Origin of the sequence: Alcanivorax sp. REN37, assembly GCF_041102775.1 — a bacterium.
GTDB classification, from domain to species: Bacteria; Pseudomonadota; Gammaproteobacteria; order Pseudomonadales; family Alcanivoracaceae; genus Isoalcanivorax; species Isoalcanivorax beigongshangi.
The window spans coordinates 937,415-956,364 of sequence record NZ_JBGCUO010000001.1 but is presented as its reverse complement, the minus strand read 5'-3'; the positions used below and the strand labels follow the sequence as shown (position 1 = coordinate 956,364).

The 18,950-nt window shown below is 66.1% G+C and carries 14 protein-coding genes; 6 read left to right on the top strand and 8 right to left on the bottom strand.

Features of this window, described 5'->3' with window-relative positions; translation table 11 throughout:
* Positions 1–20: 20 nt before the first annotated feature.
* Positions 21–2,123 carry a condensation domain-containing protein gene (locus tag AB5I84_RS04250; protein WP_369454614.1) on the top strand — a complete coding sequence of 701 codons (2,103 nt, stop codon included), beginning with the start codon at positions 21–23 and terminating at the stop codon, positions 2,121–2,123.
* A gap of 586 nt (positions 2,124–2,709) precedes the next feature.
* Here the strand turns inward: AB5I84_RS04250 and basC are convergent.
* Positions 2,710–4,029 carry a putative histamine N-monooxygenase gene (gene basC, locus AB5I84_RS04245; RefSeq protein WP_369454613.1) on the bottom strand — a complete coding sequence of 440 codons (1,320 nt, stop codon included), beginning with the start codon at positions 4,027–4,029 and terminating at the stop codon, positions 2,710–2,712.
* 43 nt (positions 4,030–4,072) lie between these two features.
* Positions 4,073–8,383, bottom strand: a complete 4,311-nt coding sequence (locus AB5I84_RS04240) for an amino acid adenylation domain-containing protein (RefSeq protein ID WP_369454612.1) — start codon at positions 8,381–8,383, stop codon at positions 4,073–4,075.
* 120 nt (positions 8,384–8,503) lie between these two features.
* Between AB5I84_RS04240 and AB5I84_RS04235 the strand changes: the two genes are divergently transcribed.
* The 5 genes from AB5I84_RS04235 to AB5I84_RS04215 all read left to right on the top strand — a co-directional run bounded on the left by AB5I84_RS04235 (position 8,504) and on the right by AB5I84_RS04215 (position 14,164).
* Entirely contained in the window at positions 8,504–9,676 is a 1,173-nt protein-coding gene (locus AB5I84_RS04235) for an isochorismate synthase (RefSeq protein WP_369454611.1), read from the top strand.
* An 8-nt stretch (positions 9,677–9,684) separates the two neighbouring features.
* Entirely contained in the window at positions 9,685–11,286 is a 1,602-nt protein-coding gene (locus AB5I84_RS04230; protein WP_369454610.1) for a (2,3-dihydroxybenzoyl)adenylate synthase, read from the top strand.
* Positions 11,287–11,304: 18 nt separating this feature from the next.
* Positions 11,305–12,180 carry an isochorismatase family protein gene (locus AB5I84_RS04225; RefSeq protein ID WP_369454609.1) on the top strand — a complete coding sequence of 292 codons (876 nt, stop codon included), beginning with the start codon at positions 11,305–11,307 and terminating at the stop codon, positions 12,178–12,180.
* A complete protein-coding gene (gene dhbA, locus AB5I84_RS04220) occupies positions 12,177–12,923 on the top strand; it encodes a 2,3-dihydro-2,3-dihydroxybenzoate dehydrogenase (RefSeq protein WP_369454608.1) in 747 nt (248 codons plus the stop codon). Before AB5I84_RS04225 ends, dhbA begins: the two co-directional genes overlap by 4 nt.
* Before the next feature lie 62 nt (positions 12,924–12,985).
* Positions 12,986–14,164 (top strand): histidine decarboxylase, encoded by a 1,179-nt coding sequence (locus AB5I84_RS04215; RefSeq protein WP_369454607.1) that lies wholly within the window; start codon positions 12,986–12,988, stop codon positions 14,162–14,164.
* A gap of 496 nt (positions 14,165–14,660) precedes the next feature.
* Here AB5I84_RS04215 and AB5I84_RS04210 read toward each other — a convergent pair whose 3' ends face one another.
* The 6 genes from AB5I84_RS04210 to ssuE form a co-directional block, all read right to left on the bottom strand.
* Positions 14,661–15,095: a hypothetical protein gene (locus tag AB5I84_RS04210; RefSeq protein WP_369454606.1), complete on the bottom strand. Its 435-nt coding sequence runs from the start codon at positions 15,093–15,095 to the stop codon at positions 14,661–14,663.
* Positions 15,096–15,261: 166 nt separating this feature from the next.
* Positions 15,262–15,477: a TOBE domain-containing protein gene (locus tag AB5I84_RS04205; RefSeq protein WP_369454605.1), complete on the bottom strand. Its 216-nt coding sequence runs from the start codon at positions 15,475–15,477 to the stop codon at positions 15,262–15,264.
* Positions 15,478–15,509: 32 nt separating this feature from the next.
* Positions 15,510–16,316, bottom strand: a complete 807-nt coding sequence (ssuB, locus tag AB5I84_RS04200; protein ID WP_369454604.1) for an aliphatic sulfonates ABC transporter ATP-binding protein — start codon at positions 16,314–16,316, stop codon at positions 15,510–15,512.
* Positions 16,313–17,107, bottom strand: a complete 795-nt coding sequence (gene ssuC, locus AB5I84_RS04195; protein WP_369454603.1) for an aliphatic sulfonate ABC transporter permease SsuC — start codon at positions 17,105–17,107, stop codon at positions 16,313–16,315. Before ssuC ends, ssuB begins: the two co-directional genes overlap by 4 nt.
* Positions 17,108–17,250: 143 nt before the next feature.
* Entirely contained in the window at positions 17,251–18,210 is a 960-nt protein-coding gene (locus tag AB5I84_RS04190) for a sulfonate ABC transporter substrate-binding protein (RefSeq protein ID WP_369454602.1), read from the bottom strand.
* A gap of 78 nt (positions 18,211–18,288) precedes the next feature.
* The gene (gene ssuE, locus AB5I84_RS04185) at positions 18,289–18,882 is read right to left on the bottom strand and encodes an NADPH-dependent FMN reductase (RefSeq protein ID WP_369454601.1); all 594 of its coding nucleotides are present in this window, start codon (positions 18,880–18,882) and stop codon (positions 18,289–18,291) included.
* Positions 18,883–18,950 lie beyond the last annotated feature (68 nt).

Here is an 18,950-nt window from a genome sequence, read left to right as displayed (position 1 = left end):
GCACCGCCAAGGAGGCTTTCATGCAGGACCATCGCGCCACATCCACCGCCGCTGACTCGCTCTCTGACCACGAAGCGGAACAGTGGCTGCTGCAGCAACAGCAGCCGCAACAGCTGCGCCCCCGGGCGGCCATTTGGCTGCTCGACCAACTCGACACCGACGCCTTGGGCGCGGCGCTGACCGAGCTGGCCGCTACCGAGCCGGCACTGCACGCACGCTACCGCTTCAGCGATGACGGCGAGTTGACCAAGCACTGGCCCACCGACGCCCCGCCGTGGTCGCTGGCGCCCCTTACTTGCCACGGCGCGCTGGCGACCGCCGTGGATCGCGACACCTGCGACTGGGACCTGGCAACGCAGCCACCGCTTGCCATCGCGCTGCTCAACAGCGAGGACGGCCTCGCGCTGCGGCTGCAACAACATCCGGTGCTGGCACAGCCGACCCCGGACCAGCTGTTCAGCGCGCTGGCACAGCACTACCTGGCCGCTGCCGGGCAACCACTGCAGGCGCGCCCGGTGCTGCTGGATACCTTGCCCGTATCGCCACAGGACCAGGCCGAAGCGCTGATCCTTGCCTGCTTTCGGCGCTTGCTGGAGCAGCCCACCATGGGTGCCGACGACGATTTTTTCGATTACGGCGGCCACTCGTTGCTGGCCACCCGCATCATCGGCACCTTGCTGGCTGCGCATCAGTTGGAGCTGCGCTTTAACGATTTCTTCGAAGCCCCCAATGCCGCCGCGCTGGCCCGCCGCGCGCAACCGGCGCAGCGACGGCCACAGCAGCAAGCGCTGTCCAGCGCGCCGTCACAGCGGGTACCGATGGCTTGGGCACAGGCCTCGTTGTGGCGAGCGCAGGTGGCTTACCAGCATGGGCCGGTGTTCAACCTGCCGTTCGCGCTGGCGCTGCCGGACGGCATCGATGAATCAGTGCTAGAACAGGCGATCGCTGATCTGGTGCAGCGCCACAGCAGCCTGCGCACCACCTACCACGGTGACGCGTTGGAGGGTTGGCAGCAGGTCGTGCCGCCAGATCAACTGACGCACTACCGCTGGTTCTGGTCCAGCGCCGACAGCATCGGCCTCAGCCTGGCGCAGGCCGCCGCCCACTGTTTTGACCTGTCCGCCGAGCTGCCGCTGCGGGTGCGGGTACTGCGCGATGCCGCCAGCGGGGCGCAGCAGCTGTCATTGCTGGTGCATCACTTGGCTGTCGATGAATGGTCGGTCAACACCCTGATACAAGATCTGGCGCTGGCCTACCAAGCGCGCAGCGCGGGCATCGCACCACCGTGGCCGGCCCCCGCGGCCGGCTTTGAACTGTTTGCCGCCCAGCAGGCGGCACAGCCGATGGACCCGGCGCACTTGGGTTATTGGACCGAGCAGTTACAAGGCGCGCGCCGCGGGCTGACGCTGCCCGGCATGTTGCCGGCCACCTCGCCCTCCGCCGCCGCCGCGTGGCTCAGCCGCACCCTGCCGAGCACCCTATCTGCGCAGCTGCCGCGCAGCGCCCGCTGCTACGGCAGTTCATTGTTCGGACTGGTCTACACCGCCATCGCGGCCACCTTGCACCGGCTCGGGCAGCTGCCAGAGTTAGTGCTCGGCACCTCCACCGCCGGCCGCGACGATGCGCGCTTTTTCGACACCGTCGGCTACTTCACGGTGATGACCGCCCACCGGGTGCGGTTCGCCGGCAACCCGTCGCTGGCGGCGCTGCTCAAACAGGTCACCCACACCCTCAACACCTCGATGCAGTACGCCGACATTCCGTTGGAGCAGGTACAACAAGCGCTGGGCATGGGCGCCACAGACGGGCTGTTGTTCGATGTCTATGTGCAGATTCATGCCGACAATGCCCTTAACGGCGCGCTCACGGACGCGGCCGGCACGCGGCTGCGCTACCGCCAGATCGACGCCGACAAAACCGAATCCATGTTCGGGCTGCAATTTGAAATCATGGATGACGTGCTCGATGACCAGCGCCGGTTGCGGCTGGTGGTGACTTACCGGGTGGATCGTTATCCGCCCACGCTGGTGGCGCAAATCTGCGACGGCGTGGAAGCCGTGCTGAGCGCGCTCTGCGACCCCCAACAGGCCGAGCAACCCCTGCAGCACAGCACGCCCGCGTGAAACGACGTGGCGCCGCGCACCCACAGCATGGGGCACGGCGCCTTGGCTGCCATAGCGAACACCGCCACGACACCACGCTCTGCGCCAAGTACTGCGCTCCAGCGGTGACGGCTAGCACCGGTGTGCTCTGAGTCCAGTGCTGCGGATGGCGACGCGGCGGTGTCACCCCCGAGATCGCGCTCTGTACAGCAGGGTGCGCCGCATCCGATGGGCACGGCGATCTGCCCAACGGTGAGGCTATTACGGCAGACGCGGCCGGCGCTCGCGCCTCCGCTACGCCGTGGCCTGCGTACTGAATCCGCCGAGTGCAGACGGCAGCAGTTGGCCGCGTTGCCCAGTGCTGCATGCCGCACCACTGGGTTATCGGCAGCGCTAGCCCGCTCTAGGTGCCGAGCCATCCCAGCTCAAGCGGCGGAGCGCACTGCTTAGCGCGGACAGTATCCGCACGACGCCTCACTCACAGCGCTGAGTAGCACCGCATTCGCTTGGTGGTCGGCCTGATGCCGTTGTGGCCTGCAGCGCGACAGCGGCATTCACCGCGTGCAGCCGGCATCAGGCCAACGCGATGACCTAAGCACGCACGCCTTCATTGCGGCGGCAGCCCGTAATGTTGGAACGCGGTGGTGGCCGGAATGCGGTAATGAGCCTGCCCCAACAGCTGATTAACGATCACCGCATTGCGGTAAGCGCCAATGCCTAAGTCCGGCGCGCCCACACCGTGCTGAAACACTTCCGCGTTCTGGATAAACACGCGACCACGGCCGCCGTCTTGGCGCTGCGCGATGAAGTCGCTGTCGACCAGACAATCGCCGTGTTCATCGGTGGCCAGCACGCTGTGTTTTAGGTGTTCGAACCAGTGCGGCCAGGCGTGGCGATAGCCGGTGGCGGCCACCACCGCATCGCAATCTAGCCGGCAATCCTGCGCCAACTGGCGATGCCGGCAATGCAGCCGCACTGCGCCGCCGGGCAACAGTTCAGCGTCCGCCACCTCGCAATTGGAATAAAGCCGCAGCCCCGGCTCAGCACCGGCGATGGAGCGCTCATACAACAAATCGTAAATAGCAGCGATGGTGGACGCGCTGATGCCTTTGTAGAGCAGCCCCTGCTCGGTCACCAACTGGCGTCGCTGCGAGCGCGGCAAGGCGGTGAAATAGTCCATGTAGGCGGGTGTGAAACACTCTTGCCCAAGCTTGGAATACTCCATCGGGTGGAAGCCTACCGAGCGCGTCACCCACTGGATCGACGCGCCCGCCGCCACCTGCTCCGGCGTCAATCCTTGCAGCAACGCCAGCACGCACTCGGCAGCGCTTTGTCCAGAACCCATCACGGTGACCGATTTACGTTGCGAAAGTTGGGATTGTCGCGCCGAAAAATCTGCTGCATGACTGATATTTTCGCTAGTTAAATTTTCTGCCCAAGCCGGCAACCAGGGGCGCGTGCCAATACCAATGGCCAGGTCTCGGCTGTACCAGCGACTGCGGCCGGCCTGACTCTCCACCTCCACTACAAAGCGTTCACGCGCGGCATCATGGCCCACGTCGCACACTTCGCTGCCAAACTGACATGCAGGCAACTGCTGCGCCGCCCAGCGGCAATAGTGATCGTATTCTTGGCGCGGAATCAGAAACTGATCGTAATAGTAAAACCGGTACAGCCGATCGTGCTGGTGCAGATAATTCAGGTAACTAAGCGGATGAGTGGGGTCGGCCATGGTCACCAAATCCGCCAAAAACGGCACCTGCAATGTGGTGCCGGGCAACAACAGCCCTTGATGCCAAGAAAACTGCGGTTTGCGTTCAAAAAACGCCGCGCTCTTGTGGGTGTGGCGCGACAGCAGTGCTGCCAAACCAAGGTTAAATGGGCCGATACCGATGCCGGCCAAGTCCAGGTCAGGGTGTTCCGTCACAGTGTGCAATGCTCCCAAGGTGTAGCCAGTGAAATGCCGGCGCTCAAGCGTGTGCGGCCAGTAGCTGTTCCACGTCGGCCACGGTGCGGCAGTGCAGCAATTGCTGCGGCGAAATCTGCACCGAAAACGCCTCCGCCAACCGCTGGCACAGCGGCTTCAGGTGCTGTGGCCGCAAGCCCAACTCAGCAAAAGTGGCCGCAACATTGGCCGGCGCTTGGCGATGGCCGAGCACATCCAGATAGATAGCCAAAATCGGGTCCGGCGGCGGCGCGCTCAGTGCGGCGATGGCGGCCGCGCGATCCGGTTTGCCGTTGGCGGTGAGCGGCAACTGCGGCAGTGCGCACCAGCGGCTCGGCCAGTGCGACGCCGGCAGGCACTGGCGCGCATGGTCTCGCAGCGTCGCCGTGGTCAGCGCAGCGCCGGCCACCGGCACATACACCACGCCCAACTCCAATTCGCCCTGCTGTGCGTCTCCACACGCCACCGCTAACACCTGCGCCACCTGCCCATGGCGACCCAATTCGGTTTCGATATCGGCAAGTGATAACCGCACGCCGCGCACCTTGATGTAGCCATCCACACGGCTGTCGAACATCAGCACGCCGTCGGGGCGGTATCGGCCGCAGTCGCCGCTGCGGTAAGCCCGCAGCGAACGGCCGTCAGGGTCGTCGACGGTAATGAAATCCTGCTGGGACAGGCCGCCCGGCTGCAGATAGCCGAGCGCCAGATTGACGCCGGAGCTGTGGATGCGGCCACGCACGCCCACCGGGCAATGGCGGCCATGCTCATCGAGCAACCAGTACTGATTACCGGGCAACGGCCGACCATAGGGCACGCGCGGTTGATCCGCCGCGTTGATCAGATGCCAGATGCTCCAGATGGTGGTTTCAGTGGGGCCACCGAGCGAATACAGCTGCGCCTGCGGCGCCCAACGGCGCAACTGCGCCAGCACCGCCGGCTTAATGAAATCGCCGCCCTGCGCCACCAGTCGCAGCGACGCCAGCGACTGGTCGCGGCAACAACACAGCAGCATGTCCACCATCGCCGGCACCGAGCACCACACACTGATGCGGTGCTGCGCTACCAACCGGTTCCATTGCAGCGCGTCTTTCTCCTCCTGCGCCTGCGGCAGCACCAGCGTGGCACCGCTGGTGAAGCTGCCCAGCAGGTCGAACACCGACATGTCGTGGTGGAGCGGCGTCACCGACATCACCACATCGTCAGCGCTCAGCTGCCAGGCCGCGCGGGTACTGCCGATGACATTGGCGGTGGCGCGGTTGTGCAGCACCACGCCTTTCGGCTGGCCGGTGGTGCCGGAGGTAAACAGGCAGTAGGCCGCGGCGCGACTCAGTGAACGGGCCGCCAGTGTGTCGGCATCTGGCAGCGCAGCGGGCGCGTCGCTGTCCAGTTGCTGCGGCGTACACCAAGCCACGTCCGCTGGCGGCGCGGTGAGGCTCACCCGCAGCGCCGGCTGTGCCTGCGCCAGCCAATACTGCTGCCGCGCCGGCGGCGCCGTAGCATCCACCGGCACCCACACCAGCCCCAGCAGCGCGCAGGCCAACATCACCGTGATGTGCTCGGCACTGCGCGGCAGGCACAGCATCACGGTGTCACCAGGCTGCAAACCACGCGCTTGCAGCCCGGCCATGGTGCGGCGCACCTGCGCCCCCAGTTGCGCATAGCTCCATTGCTGTTCGCCCTGCACCAACGCCACGCCGGACTGGCAACCGCCGAACAGATGCTCTGCCAGCGTCACCAGGAATGGCTCACTGTGGGCGCTGTCATCGGCGTTGTTGGCGGCGTAGTGGCCGGTGTCGATCAGGCGACCGCTATGCAATGCCAGATCGCCGCTGTCGACCACCTGCTCCACCGCACGCACTAGCGCATCCAGCAGCGCCTCGATCACATCAGCGCCCAGTGCTTGTTCGGCATAGTCGGCGTCGAACTGCAGACCGCCTTCGACGCTGTGGCTAAAGCGCAGATCCAACGCCACCTGCGGCGTTTGAGTGAGGCCACTGCACCATTGCATCGGGCTGTCGGCAGCAGCGGTGGGCCAAGACAAACCATTGGTGACCACCACGGGTAACACCGGCCCTTGGCGGAAGCGTTCCAACAGCATGCGCGCCAACGCCACCCCGGCGCCGGACACATGCTGCAAGCCGGTCAGCACGTGCTGCTGCAAACGCGCGGCGCGGGCCGCCAAGGGCGTGCCGTCCTGCGGCCAGCACAGCGCCAAAAAACTGGAGCGGTTGGCCAAGGGTCCGTCCTCCGGCGGCGCCACCGGCACCGCCACACACAGCTCGCCGCCTTCCTGCCAGTGGCTGAGCACTTCCAACACCAGCGCCATCAGCGTGCTGTTGAGAAACAGCTGCTGTTGGGCGCCGGCGCGGCGCAGTGCTTTCAACGCTGCGGCACCCAGCGTGCGACTGCGGCGGGCATAGTGGCTGCGTGCTATTTGCGCCAGCGGTGTCCGCCACGGCAGTTGCGGCGGTCCGCTGACAGCGGCCAACTGCTGCGCCCAATAGTCCGCTGCCGCGTCCCGCTCAGCAGCGCTCGGCACGCTAGCCGGCAATGCCGGTGGCGACGGCGCCGGTTCGCCTTCGAACAGTTCGCGCATCAGCTGGGCGATGGCACGGCCATCGACGATCAGGGCATCCATGCGCACGAACACCACCAACTCCGCATCCGGCAGCTCAAACAGCGTGATCGCCCACGGCGGCCGGTCGGCGGCACAGAGCGCGTGGGCCTCCTCCCGGCGCCGCACGGCTAACTGTGCTGCGATCCAGTCGGCACTGGCCGCGCGCCAGTCTTCCTGTTGCAGGTTCAGAGGCGCCGACTGCAACAGCCACTGGCAGCGCTGCTCGGCATCGATGCGGGTGCGCAGCGCCGGATGGCGCGCCGCCATGGTCTGCAGCCGCTGACGCAGCAGCGCCGCTGACATCACACCGCGGTATTCGCGAAACTCCTGCATCGCCACCCCGCCGAGCGGCAACTGCTCGGAACGCCCGAGCAGGTAGGCTTGCTGCAGCGGCGTCAGCGGCGTGCGGCGTCCGGCATCCGGCTGCAGCGGCTGTGACAACACCGCCGCCGGCGTCGCCGCCAGCTGCTGCAACTGCGTCAGGCAGCGTTGGAACAGGGCGCTTAGCCACGGCTGCGGCAGCGCATCAAGGCGCACATCCCAGTTCAGCAGCAGGCCACCACGCCACTGCACCAGTTGCGCGTCGAGCGCCACCTGCGGGCCCTGCGACACCACCCAGTTCATATCGCCGAACACCTGCTGCACCGCTGGCGCGAACAGCTCGCCCTCCGGCAAGTCCACGGCGGCGGTGAACACCACTGGAGCACCCTGGGTGCTGCCGTGGTGGCGCGACAAATCGCGCAGCAACTCGACGCCGGAATAACCGCTGTGGCTGAGCCGCTGTTGCCACTGGCTGGCCAGTTGCTGGCACAACGCCGCCAAGTTCTCAGCCTCATCCAACGCCACGTCGATCAGCAACGTATTGGCGAATTCACCAACCACCTGTGCCACCGCCATGCCCAGCGCTGGGCGCCGGAAAAACGGCACATTGAGGCGAAAACGGCGGTCGCCGCAGGCCTCACCCAGGCACACCGCAAACACCGCCAGCAACAACGTCGACAACGTCACCCGTTGCTGGCGCGCGCACTGGCGCAGCGCCTGCAGCTGGGCCGGCGATAGCCAAGCTGCCAGCCGATCACTGTGCGGCGCGGCGCCGGCAGCCCGCAGCGGCAGGGTCGGCGCCGGCAATAACTGCGGCAATTGCGCGCGCCACCATGCACGGTCCTGCTCGCGGGCGATGCGCAGCGCCTGATCACTTCGCGCGCGGTCCCACCACTGGAAGAACGACGGTGCATTAACGGCAGCATCCGCCTGTTGGTAAAACAGCGCAAAATCATTCATCAACACCCGAAAACTGCCCGGATCCACCGCCGTCATATCGGCGTCCACGTGCAAACGCACCGCTCCGTTGGCCAGCAAACTGAGTGAAAAACGGGTCGCCTGGCCCTGCTCCAGTGCCAGCGTTTGATGAGTCCAGGATTGGCGTTTCTGCAGCAACGCCGCGGCCTGCGCGGCGGCCTCAAGGGTGCGAAAATCATCCACCTCCAGCGCCAGCTTTGGCGCCTGCGGTGGCAGCTGCTGGCGCCCGTCGGCGGTGATCGACAGCGCCAGCATCGGATGCTGCCGACCCAGTGTTTCCAGCGCCCGGCGGCAGCGTTCTGGGTCCAGATCCCAGCCATCGAATTCCGCGTAAAGATGGGCGGCAACGGCGCCCAAAGGTGCATCAATACTGCGTCCCAGCCAGCACGCAGCCTGCATTGCAGTCAGCTCTCTCATTCCCTGCCCACTCGGTTGACAAAACACATCCGTTGGTTCTGTATACACCGCAAATGAGAATGATTCTATTTACCATGCAGACTGTGCGGACTTCTCATGCACTTGCCAAGGAGGCGACCGATGAAAGCTGGCATCCTGCCACAGCAGCATCCGGACCCCGTGCCGGCCCGGCAGCCCTTGCCACAGTTTTCGTTTTCATCCGGATCGCAACTGCTGACGGCGTGGGATCTGGGCACGCCGCTAACGCTCGCCGCCGTCGATGGCGACCAGCCCGGCAGCGCGCTACAGCAGGCGGTGCAGAGTGCGTTCCAACGCGCCCGCGCCGCCGGCCAGCCACGGCCGCTGCTAGTCGGTGCCATCCCCTTCGACGCTTCGCAACCGTCCTGCCTGTACGTGCCACACCGCTACCAGTGGCAGCGTGCCGCCACCGCGCAGCCGGCGCACACCCCGCAACCGCCGCTGCTGAACCAGCGCAATGTGCCGGATGCGGCGGCGTTTAAGCAGGCGGTGACGCGCATGGTGCACCGCTTTCGCGGCAGTGATTTGTGCAAGGCGGTGCTGTCAGTGCAGCGCCAGCTGACGTTTGCCGCTGATGTAGATCTGGAGGCCCTGCGCGACAACCTGCGCGCACAGAACCCGCACGGCTATCTGTTCCAGGTGCCGATGCTCGGCGACAGCACGCTGCTGGGGGTCAGCCCGGAACTGTTGGTGCGGCGGCACGGCAATGCGATGTTGTCGCACCCGCTGGCCGGGTCAGCGCGCCGCCACAGCGATCCACACGCCGACCGCGACAGCGCCGAACGGCTGGCGGCGTCGAGCAAGGATCACTACGAACACCAACTGGTGGTGGACGACATCCGCCACCAGTTGCAGGGCTGGTGCTGCCGGTTACAGATCCCGGCGCAACCATCGCTGACCAGTACCAGTGCACTCTGGCACCTCGCCACCCGCATCGAAGCGGAACTGGTACAGCCGGCGCCCACAGCATTGCAACTCGCCTGCCGGCTGCATCCGACGCCGGCGGTATGCGGCCACCCCACTGCTGCCGCACGCCAGTTAATCCAGAGTCTGGAACCGTTCGAGCGTGGGTTGTTCACCGGCACCGTCGGCTGGTGCGATGCCGACGGCAACGGCGAATGGGTGGTGACGATCCGCTGCGGCACTGTGTGCCGCAATCAGGTGCGGCTGTTTGCCGGCGCCGGCATCGTGGCCGCCTCCGACCCGGACGCAGAATGGGATGAAGTGCAAACCAAGCTTGGCACCATGCTGCGTGCCTGCGGGTTGCCCCAATGAGCGGCGCCGTGGAATTCACGCCATGGCCGGCGGCACGCGCCGCCCACTACCGCGCGCAGGGCTATTGGATCGACCAGCCACTCACTGCCGTACTCAGCGACACGGCGCAGCGCGCTCCGCACGCCGACGCCCTGATTTGCGGCGAGCGGCGCATCAGCTACCACCAGTTGCAGCAAGCCGCCACCCGCTTGGCACAGTGGCTGACCGCGGAGGGTTTGGGGCCCGGCGACACCGCGCTGGTGCAACTGCCGAACGTGGCGGAGTTCTACATGGTGCTGTTTGGGCTGTTGCAGGCCGGCGTTGCGCCGGTCAACGCGCTCTACAGCCACCGCGCGTTTGAGCTGAATGCGTTTGCCGATCAAATCCGCCCGCGGCTGATCATCGGTGACCGCCACCACGAGCTGTTCCGCACTGATGACTTCCTGCGTGCCCGTGCGCGCCAAGGTGAACCGGCTCCCTGCGTGTTGCTGCTGGATGCCGCCGACGCCCACCACGACTTGCAACGGGTGTTGCAGCAGGACCACCCGGCGCCGGTGACACCGCAGCCCACGGCCCCCGACCAGGTTGCCTTGTTCCAGTTATCAGGCGGCAGCACCGGCACGCCGAAACTGATCCCGCGCACCCACAACGACTACCACTACAGCGTGCGCGCCAGCGCCGACATTTGCCGGCTCGGCCCCGACACCCGCTACCTGTGCGCGCTGCCGGCGCCGCACAACTACAGCCTCAGCTCGCCCGGCGCGCTGGGCGTGTTCCATGCCGGCGGCTGCGTGGTATTGGCCGCCAACCCGGAGCCGCAGCGTTGCTTTGCGCTGATCCAACGCCACCGGGTGACCATGGCCGCGCTAGTGCCGAGCGCGGTGGCGCTGTGGCTGGACGCCGCGCCCAGCGCGCAGTCACTGCCATCGCTGCAACTGCTGCAAGTGGGCGGCGCCAGCTTTGCCGAGGCGCTGGCACGGCAGGTGCCGGAACGCCTGGGTTGCCGCTTGCAACAGGTGTTCGGCATGGCCGAAGGACTGGTCAACTACACCCGCCTTGATGACCCGGATGAACTGGTATTCCGCAGCCAAGGCCGACCGATCAGTGCCGCTGATGAGGTGCGCGTCCTCAGCGCCGATGGCGAGCCGGTGGCCGACGGTGAGGCCGGGCTGCTGGCCACCCGTGGCCCTTACACCTTTTGCGGCTATTACCGCAGCCCGGAGCACAACCGCAGCGTGTTCGACGCCGACGGATTTTATTTTTCCGGCGATCTGGTGGTGCGCGACAGCGACGGCAATCTGCGCGTGGTGGGCCGGGTGAAAGATCAGATCAACCGCGGCGGCGAAAAAGTGGCGTCGGAGGAAATCGAACACCTGCTGCTGCGTCATCCAGATGTGCTGCAGGCGGCGCTGGTGGCGGTGCCGGACCCACTGCTGGGCGAGAAAAGCTGCGCCTTCATTGTCAGCCGCAACCCGCGCCTGAGTGCGCCGCAACTGCGCCGCCATCTGCTCCAACTGGGCATCGCCGAATACAAATTGCCGGACCGCATCCACCGGCTCGACCAACTGCCGCTGACGGCGGTGGGCAAACCCGACAAAAACCGGCTGCGCGAGCAGCTGGCCCATTGCTGACAGGACGAGCACCGCACCATGAGCCTTCCCCACCAGATTGATTACCCGATGCCGGCACCGGCGGAGTTCCCCGCCGGCCGCACCAACTGGCCGTTGGAGCCGGCGCGAGCGGCGTTGCTGATCCACGACATGCAGCGTTACTTCCTGCGCGGCTACCCGGCCGGCAGCACGCTGCGCCAGCAATTGATCGGCAACTTGGTGCAACTGCGCCAGTGGGCCCGCCGCCACGGTATGCCGGTGATCTACACCGCCCAGCCGCACCAGCAACCGGCCGCCGACCGCGCGCTGCTGAATGATTTTTGGGGCGCGGGGCTGCCGGCGGCGGCGGCCGCGGAACAAGCCATCGTTGCCGAGCTGGCACCGGACAGCACTGACCTGGTGCTGGACAAGTGGCGCTACAGCGCGTTCCAGCGCAGTGACCTGCTGACGCTGCTAGGTGAACGCCAGCGCGACCAGCTGATCATCGGCGGCGTCTACGCCCATATCGGCTGCATGGCGACGGCGTTGGAGGCGTTCATGCACGACATCCAGCCGTTTTTGGTCGGTGACGCGGTGGCGGATTTTTCTGCCGCCGAGCACCGCATGGCGCTGGATTATGTGGCCGGCCGCTGCGGCCAAGTCACCAGCACCGCCGCGCTGTTGGCGGCGCAGCCGTTCAGCCTGCCCAGCCGCGACTGGCTGCACCAGCGGGTGGCGCAACTGGTGGAGGACAGCGACGAGCTCGACCCCGACGAGAGCCTGATCTACTACGGCCTCGATTCGCTGCGGGTCATGCAGCTGGCAGCGGAACTGAGCGAGCGCGGCATCCGCGTCAGCTTTGAAGAGTTGGCGCAGGCACCGACGCTGAACCAATGGTGGCAACTGTTGCAACAGCGCCAGGCCGCCGCCTCATGAGCGGGCGCTTTGCCGGGCAGCGGGCGCTGGTGGCTGGCGCCGCCGGCGGCATCGGCCGGCGCGTGGCGGAACGCTTGCAAGCGGAAGGCGCCGACGTGATCGGCCTCGATCAGCAACGGATTGAGGTCGACTTCCCGCTGCGGCAAGTGGACCTCACCGACGCCGCTGCAGTGCAAACGCTGTGCGCCGAGTTGCGTCAGCAGCAACCGTCGCTGGATGTGCTGATCAATGCCGCCGGCAGTCTGCAACAGGGCCGCAGCGATGACATTTCCGCGCAGCAGTGGCAGCACTGTCTGGCGGTGAATGCCAGCGCGCCGTTTTACCTGATGCAGCAATGGACACCGGTATTCCGCCAGCAACGGCGCGGCGTGATCGTCAATCTGGCGTCCAATGCCGCCCATGTCCCGCGCCTGGGTATGGCGGCCTACTGCGCCGCCAAGGCGGCGCTGGCCCATTTGAGCCGCTGTGTGGCATTGGAACTGGCGCCGTTCGGGGTGCGCTGCAACCTGGTCTCGCCGGGCTCGACGCGCACTTTGATGCTGGCGCCGCTGCTGGCCGGCGACGACGGCGAAGCGCGCCTGATCGCCGGATTGCCAGAGCAATTCAAGCTCGGTATTCCGCTCGGCCGCATTGCGGAGCCGGATGATATCGCTGAAGTGGTGCTGTTCCTCGCCTCGCCGGCGGCGCGCCACTTGACCCTGCAAGACATCGTTGTGGATGGCGGCGCCACCCTCGGCGCCTGACCCTGCGCTGCGGCGCAGCACGGATTGCCACGGGGCCGCGCCCCACTGCCAAGGAGTTGAGCATGACCCTGTCGGCCGCCGACCAGTCCCGCCTGGATGCGTTCTGGCACTACTGCCTGGAGCACCAGCACTTCAATCTCGGCTACCCGGAGGCGGCCGATTTCGATTACGCCGCGCTCGAGCCGTTCCTGCGTTTCTCGTTGAACAACTGCGGCGACTGGGGCGAAGCCAGCAACTACTTGCTCAATTCGTTCGGCTTCGAAAAAGAGGTGGTGCAGTACTTTGCCGACCTGTTCCGCATAAGCGCCGACCAATGCTGGGGCTATGTCACCCACGGCGGCACCGAGGGCAACCTGTTCGGCTGCTATCTGGCGCGCGAGCTGTTTGCCGACGGCATCCTTTACTGCTCGCGCGACACCCACTATTCGGTCGCCAAAATTGTGCGGCTGCTGCGGCTGCCGTGCCGCTGGGTGGCCTCACAGCCGGGCGGCGAAATGGACTACGACGACCTGTCACGGCAGTTGCAGATCGACCGCTGCCGCCACCCGATCATCTTTGCCAACCTCGGCACCACCTTGCGCGGGGCAGTGGATGACCTGGCCGAAATCCAGCGCCGGCTGGCACGCCATGGGCTCCACCGCGAGCAGTATTACCTGCACGGCGACGCCGCCTTGAGTGGCATGATTCTGCCGTTCGTGGACCAGCCGCAGCCACATACCTTTGCCGACGGACTCGATTCAATCAGCGTGTCCGGCCACAAGATGATCGGCTCACCGATGCCGTGCGGCATCGTGCTGGCGCAGCAACGCCATGTGCAGCAGGTGTCGGTGGCGGTGGATTACATTAGCGCCCGCGACCAAACCATCAGCGGTTCCCGCAATGGCCACACCCCGCTGCTGCTGTGGGCGGCCCTGCGCAGCCGCACGGCCAGCGGCTGGCGTCAGCGCATCGCCCAGTGCGTGGCGCGGGCCGACCAAGCGATTGAGCGGTTCCAGTCCGCCGGCGTGCCGGCCTGGCGCCATCACAATTCGATCACGGTGGTGTTTCCGTGCCCGTCGGAGCCGACCTGGCGTCGCCACTGCCTCGCCACCTCCGGCGATACCGCACACCTGATTACGCTGCCACACCAGCAACCGGCACAACTGGAGCGGGCGATCGATGACATCTGCGCCGAATGGCAAACGCTGACGGTGCCGCACACCGAGGTGAGGGCAGCGCGGCGGGCGTCGTCGTCCAGTTAAGCCAGCGCGCAGAACTCGCACGCGCCGGCGGCGTGGGCTTGGTTGGGTTTGATTGGGCTTGATTGGACTTGGTTGAACTTGTGTCGGGTCGGGCTTGAGTCGGACTGCTTCAGTGACAACCCCACCCGAGCACGCTAGGCCGCACAGCAGTGCTGTAGCCGAAACGCAGTGACCCAGTGGTGCCCCAAATGGCGTCGTCCCCACCACGCTGGACGGGATTGAGCCGGGTGGTGGCGGCGTCGGCTAAACCGTATTCGGTTACACCACACTCGGTTGAACGGCGCGCCATCGACCGCGAGCCCGGTCAGGCTAAAGGCGGCTGCATGGTGTCGAATGGCAGCAAAACCAGCGGCAGCGCGCCGGTGAGAAGGACGCACAGCGGATGCGGCACCGGCTCAGCGCAGTTCAATTAGACCCAGTGAGTGGCACTGGACTTGGCCGGCCGGCGCCTCGCCAGATTGAAAACGATGCAACGCCTTCAGTCGCCCGCAGCGGTTCAGCGCGGCACCGGCGGCAGCACCGCTTTGTGCAGCACCCGGTACATGGCGGCCTGCTCGTCACTCATCAGCCCCATGCTCTGCAGGCGTGCCACCAACGCCGATTCGCGCCGCTCCAGCCGCTCTGCCAAGGCGCTGAGATTAACGCCGGCCTGATACTGGTCATGCAGCAGGGCGTGGTCTTGCTCGCTCCAGGGCAGTCCGGAGTTGGCCGGCAATCCGGCATCCAGATTGCGCTGGCGCTTTTCGTCCAGGCTGCCACCGCGCCGGCGCGGTGGGGACAGTTCGCCGTCGTCGCCGGCAAATTCTTCCGCCAACGCAAACAGCAGGCGGATCGCCGCCGGCTGATGGGTGACCGATTCTTCCGGCAGCATCTCGCCGGTAAGCGGGTGCAGGCCGTTGGCCAGCGCCTTGAGGGTTTCGCTGAGGGTCATGGCCGCTCCTTGTGGCCCGACAGGATGCCGCCAAAGGTACCCGCACCCGCATCCGGCTGACCAGTGCTCAACCACGCCCGCGAATAAATGACAGCCACCGCCCACTGCCAGGCGGCGGCCGGCTGACCCCGCCCGCTTGCGCGCCCTAACCCACCACAACTGTCGCCTAGAGCTTGGCGATCGACACCTCGGTGGATTTCACGAACGCGATCACCTCACTGCCCACTTGCAGTGCCAGCTCGCGCACGGAACGGGTGGTGATCACTGAGGTGACGATGCCGGCCGGGGTCTGCACGTCGATCTCCGACAGCACGTCGCCGAGTACGATTTCTTTGATGGTGCCGCGAAACTGGTTACGCACATTGATGGCCTGGATGGTCATGCTTTTTCTCCTGTGAAAAACAACAATCGGCGTTACTGCGCCCAATGTAATTGCGACGGTAATGGTGCCGCCGGTTCCGGCTGCAGGTCGCCGGGCTGTTGCGCCAATACCCGCTGCAACACCTGGGCCTCCAATGCCGCCAGTTGTGCACTGCCGCGCTGACGGGGCCGCGGCAACTGGACCTCCAGATCGAGGCCGATGCGGCCGTCCTCGATCAGCAGGACGCGATCAGCCACCGCCACCGCTTCGCTGACATCGTGAGTCACTAGCAGCACGGTGAAACCGTGCTGCTGCCACAACTGTTCGATCAATTGCTGCATGTCGATGCGCGTTAACGCATCGAGGGCGCCGAGCGGTTCATCCAGTAGCAACAACTGCGGCCGATGCACCAGCGCCCGCGCCAACGCCACCCGCTGCTTCTGGCCGCCAGATAGCGCCGCCGGCCACTCGCAGGCACGCTCGGCCAGCCCCACCGCCGCCAGCGCCGCCTGTGCCTGCGGCCGCCAAGCCCCGCGCAGGCCGAGACCGACGTTGTCGATCACCCGTTTCCACGGCAGCAAGCGCGCGTCTTGGAACATCAGCCGGGTGTGCTCCCGCTGCGTCGCTAGGGGCGCGCCGCCGCTGTGTACGGTGCCGGCGCTGGGCTGCTCAAGCCCGGCCAGCAACCGCAGCAAGGTGCTCTTGCCGCAACCGCTGCGGCCCACCACCGCGACAAACTGGCCGGCCGGAATTGTCAGCCCGATGTGCGCCAACACCGACCGCGCGCCGTACTGTTTGCCGACGCCGTCTAATTGCAGCGGCAAGCCGCGTGGCGCCGGCGGCGGGAATCGTGCATTCATCGACCACCTCCACCGACTTGATAGGCCGGATGCCAGCGCAGCCACAGCCGCTCCAGTGCTCGCGCGCCGAGGTCTGCCAACTTGCCGAGCAACGCGTAAAGCAAAATTGCCAGCACCACCACATCGGTTTGCAGGAATTCGCGCGCATTCATTGCCAAATAACCGATGCCAGCATTGGCGGAAATGGTTTCCGCCACGATCAGCGTCAGCCACATAAAACCAAGCGCAAACCGCAACCCAACCAAGATCGATGGCAGCGCCCCGGGCAGGATCACCTGGCGGAATAGGCTGAAACCGGACAGCCCATAGCTGCGGGCCATCTCCAGCAGACCGGCATCAATACTGCGAATGCCGTGGTAGGTATTCAGATAAATCGGGAACAAAGTGCCCAGCGCCACCAAGAAAATCTTCGCCGACTCGTCGATGCCGAACCACAGGATCACCAGCGGAATCAGCGCCAGATGCGGCACGTTGCGCACCATCTGCACCGAGCTGTCCAGCAGCCGTTCGCCCCAGCGCGACAGGCCGGTGATGAAACCCAGCAGCAAGCCGATACCACCGCCAATGGCGAGCCCAATCAGCGCCCGCCAGGTGCTGATGGCCAGGTGCTGCCACAGTTCACCGCTGCTTACCAGTTCGCTGCCAGCGGCCAGCACCGCACTGGGTGCCGGCAAGATGCGGCTCGATAACCAGCCACTGGTGACTGCCAGTTGCCAGCCGCCCAGCAACGCCAGCGGCAATAGCCAAGGGGCGATGCGCGCGGCCCAGCCGCGCCGCGTGTCAGTGCCCATGGCGAGGACTCCGGTCGCGGCCCACGGTTAACGCCGGTCGGCTGCAGCCGCGCCAGCTCCCGGCCCGTGCCAAGCCGAACTGCGACCGACGTGAGCACTGCTGCGGCCGCAGCCGCCGTAGTGAATAAGGTCTATCCCCCATCTCAGTGCTCCCCGTCCGCCGGCGGCGTCCACACTCGCTGCGCCACCGACAGCGGTTTCGGTATCAGCTTCAGCGCGGCGAAGCTGTCGGCAATGCGCTGCTGCGCCGCCACCACCTCCGGCGACAACGGCTGCGCACCGTAGCCTTGGCGCTGTACTGCATTGAGGGTGATGGCGGGCGACAGCCCCAGCAGCGGCGCCACTTGGTCGGCCACCTGCTGTGGCTCCCGTGCCGACCATTCGCCCACCTCGCGGATCGCGGCAATCAGCGTCACCACCCGCTGCGGGTGACGCGCCGCCCAGTCGCCACGGGCGAGGTAGAACTGGTGGTTGTCTGCCAGCCCGGTGGCATCGGCCAGCACCCGCACCGGCAGCTGCGCTTGTGCCGCTGCCAGGTAGGGGTCCCAAATCGCCCACGCATCCACCGCGCCGCGCTCGAAGGCGGCACGCGCGTCCGCCGGCGGCAGGTACACCGGTTGGATGTCACGCCACGTCAGCCCAGCACTTTCCAGTGCGCGTACCAGCAAGTAATGGACGTTGGAGCCTTTGTTGAGCGCCACCTTGTGGCCGCGCAGTTGCGCGAGGTCACGAATCGGGCTGTCACGGTGCACCAAGATCGCTTCGGACGTCGGCGCCGGCGGTTCGTGGGCAATGTAGAGCAGATCAGCGCCGGCGGCCTGGGCGAACACCGGCGGCGTCTCGCCGGCCACGCCCACATCCAGACTGCCCACATTGAGCGCCTCCAGCAGCTGCGGGCCGCCGGGGAATTCCACCCACTGCACGGTGACGCCGAGCGGCGCCAATTGTTGTTCCAAGGTGCCACGGGCTTTGAGCACCACCAGCGTGCCGTATTTCTGGTAACCGATGCGCAGGGTCTCAGCGGCAGCGGCGGCAGGGACGATGACCGTCACCCACAACGCAAGCACCACGGCCAGACGCCGGCGCAGACTTGTGTTGCCCATGGCAACCTCCTGTTGTCTGCAGCGGGAACGACCACCTGCTTGCCCGTTGGCGGGCCAAGTAAGGCGGGAAAAAAACGTTCAGATACTCCAGTGCGCCTGCACCAGCCGCTGGTTAAGCAGGTGCGGTGCAATTGGCGCCGGCCGCTGCCGCAGCGCAGCATCTAGTTGTTCGGCGGCGTGCAGCAGACGCTGCTGCACCTCAGCGCGCGCATGGGCCGGCACGCTGTCGGTGGCACGCACGATATCGCGGTCCACCGCAAACACGCTGGGCAGAATCAAACCTGCCTTGAGCGCGGTGAGCACCGGATTGAGGGCGTAATCCACCGACAGCATGTGGCCGTGGCTACCGCCACTGGCGATCGGCAGCACCACCTTGTCGGCCAGCGCCCGCTCTGGCAGCAAATCCAGCAGCACTTTCAGGCCACCGGCCAGCGATGCTTTGTACACCGGCGTTGCCACCACCAGCGCCTCAGCGGCGGCCACCTGTTGCTGCCAGCCGATCACGGCGGGATGACTAAAATCGGCGTGTAGCAGCGGCTGCGCCGGCAGCTCACGCAGCCGCAACCAGCTCAGCGAGTGATGCTTGGGCGCCAGCGCTGCCGCCACAATTTCCAGCAGCGCTTCAGTGCGCGATGAGGGTGACGGGCTGCCCGACACCAACACGATTTCCATCAATCGTTTCTCCTCTGGCCACCCACCGCGGTGCAGATGGCAGGCCACTATGGTGGCCGCTCTGCCAA